The organism is Thermogutta sp. (assembly GCF_014359955.1).
In the GTDB taxonomy this organism is placed as follows: Bacteria; Planctomycetota; Planctomycetia; order Pirellulales; family Thermoguttaceae; genus Thermogutta.
Genome location: NZ_JACIYL010000672.1, coordinates 1 through 2,490, shown reverse-complemented (window position 1 = coordinate 2,490; position 2,490 = coordinate 1). Strand labels below are relative to the sequence as shown.

The following is a 2,490-nucleotide window of genomic DNA, read 5'->3' as shown; positions in this document are numbered from 1 at the left end:
AATAGCGACAATCGCCCGAGGTTTTCCAGTTGCTTAAAATCGAAAACATAGATCAAAGAGGACAAAAGAAAAGCTCCCGCAGATAGACCGATGAAATAAATGTAGGCCGAGACCCATAATCCCCACACCACATAGCTCCCGTAATTGGCTGCATGATGCCCATGCCACAAGCGCTCGGCAATTCCCTGTAGTCCGAGCACTGCAAAGAAAATCCAGGCAATTATTACCAGCACCTGGAAAACCCTCACGCCGAGAAATCGTGCAGCTTCGTTTTGCATGGCATCCCTCACTCAGTAGCTATTGCAATATTGGGTACCTGGTGTCGCCTTGATCAAATCAAATAGCGTACGCGCGGTTCTGTTCCCAGATGTTCCAGAAGCCGAATAACGTTTGGAGCTGCCATCAACTCACTGACCAGGGAGTCAGGATCGTTGGCATCGCCAAAATAGGTCGCTCGTCCGATACAGGTGGTGACACACATGGGAAGCTGGCCCACTTCTAAACGATGCAAGCAAAAGTGGCACTTGCGGGCGTTTCCAACAGGCGAACCCTTGGTTCGATCCCATGATTTGGCATACTCATTGGAAGGGGTTTTCTCCCAGGGGACGTCTTGCCCAAGGATGGGAAGTTCGTTGGGAGCATCCGTTTCCGCCGCTCCGTCCAGCCAGTATTCTCCCAGGTCCCGTGAACGGGCGTTGTAAGGACAGGCCGTGATGCAGTAACCGCATCCAATGCACCGGTCATAATTGATCACGACGACGCCGTCCGGGCGTTTCCACGTGGCATGGACGGGGCACACCGGCACGCACGGAGGGACATCACATTGCATGCAGGGCCGCGGAAAAAATCGAATTTGAACATGCGGATATTCCCCATACTCTTCAGTCACGACAGGCCGATAGACAACCCCTGGCGGAAGATGATTTTCAGCCACGCAGCCCACGGTGCACGCATGACATCCCACACACTTGCGGGTGTCGATGATCATCACCCACCGTCGCTGCTCCACAGGCTTGGCCATCGCGCGGGCCAGGTCCCGCTGCATGCGGATGAGAACATCTTCCTCGGGTGATGGCGGAACACTGGGAAGCACGTCAATGTGACGCACCGTCTCTTCTCCCACCGGGTCGGTCGTCCGGTGGTCGAGCCGGGCCGTCACCGCGGCTGTTGCTGCGACGGCAGCACCGGCCCCAATGATGGCTCCAGCTTCCAGAAACTCACGGCGAGTAGCTCCCATCGCTTTTTCTCCTCTCTCTTCTTGAACCATTTGGTTTGCGCTGGCGACTTCCCCTGGGGGACTGCAATGTCGCGTCCCGACCGGAGTCACACCATTCCAAATGCACCTGACCAATCACCGGGGACGAAGCTGTTAAATCCGCAAGCGTCGTGCTGCGCAGCTTTTCCCGAATGACCTCGCGCTCGCGCTGCCAGAAATCATGGAAGGGGCAGTTCCGTTCGCCCTGGCACTCTTGAAAACCCAGCAGACACTGGGGCGGCCAATGTCTCTCCAGAACCGCCGCAATATCCTCCAATGTGACCTGTTCAGCCGGACGCCGGAGCTTGAAGCCGCCCCGATAGCCCCGGCGCGATTCAACAATGCCGTGCTTTTCCAGAGTGTGTAAGACCTTCGACAGATAAGCCCAGGGGATACCGGTGCACCTGGCGATATCTTTGGCCAAGACATACGAATCCGGGGTGCGGCTCAAACACCCCAGCGCCAGTACCGCATAGCCAGTCGTTTGAGAGAGCGCAAGCATCCCAGTATCCCTCCGTCGTGCTGAAGTATATATCTTTCTGACATTCAGGTCAACAATTTTTCTGACACAGATATCTTAAAAGAATTTATGTCTATTTCCTTTGGCAAAAATAACCGGTCCAATGCCGCACGCGTTTGATCTTTTATGGCCGACGAGACACCGACATGGAATCGCTCAAGTGGTTTGCCCTACGGAATCGGCTGCCATCGGGCACAGCCTGCGACGTGGTGGTCCTGCTGGAAAGGCACACGTGGCTCTTCACGAACAAAAGGGTGTGTCGCCACTGGACAAGAAATGCCGAATGCCCGAAGTTTCTCTCACACTTCGGGCATTCACCCACTATAACGCGTTACATGTGACCTCCGCGACGGCCGGTCAAGCACTCCAGGCGACGTGCCACGGTGTGTTCCGCAGCGTGCGAAGCAGACCGCGTCCCTCTTGTCTCAGTCTTGCTCTTGCGGCCAGGGGTAATCGGCCCGACCCGCTTCTTTGTCGAACCGCCCTGGCGGGAGAGACTTCTGCCACTCGATCCCTTTCTTCATGAGTTGCTGGACGACATCCGGATGGGCTGACGCCACATTGTTGTACTCGCCGGGATCACGAGGAATGTCGTAGAGCTCGACTCGTGAGCCGTCCGGATTGAACAGAAGCTTGTATGGTCCTTCTCGCACGGCAAGGATCGGACTTCGATTCCAGGGATGATTGAATATTCGGAATCGCCACTCCCAGAAGA

General features: G+C 55.7%; 2 protein-coding genes and 2 pseudogenes. All 4 read right to left on the bottom strand.

Annotated elements, in window-relative coordinates:
- A pseudogene (locus H5U08_RS15715) lies at positions 1-278 on the bottom strand (hypothetical protein); the annotation flags it as partial.
- A gap of 53 nt (positions 279-331) precedes the next feature.
- On the bottom strand, positions 332-1,237 hold the full coding sequence (locus H5U08_RS15710; protein ID WP_297035158.1) for a 4Fe-4S dicluster domain-containing protein: 906 nt from the start codon (positions 1,235-1,237) through the stop codon (positions 332-334).
- Complete coding sequence (locus H5U08_RS15705; RefSeq protein ID WP_297035155.1) at positions 1,218-1,757, bottom strand: Rrf2 family transcriptional regulator; 540 nt, start codon at positions 1,755-1,757, stop codon at positions 1,218-1,220. The genes H5U08_RS15710 and H5U08_RS15705 overlap by 20 nt, the downstream gene beginning before the upstream one ends.
- Positions 1,758-2,200: 443 nt before the next feature.
- Positions 2,201-2,490, bottom strand: a pseudogene (locus tag H5U08_RS15700) (hypothetical protein); the annotation flags it as partial.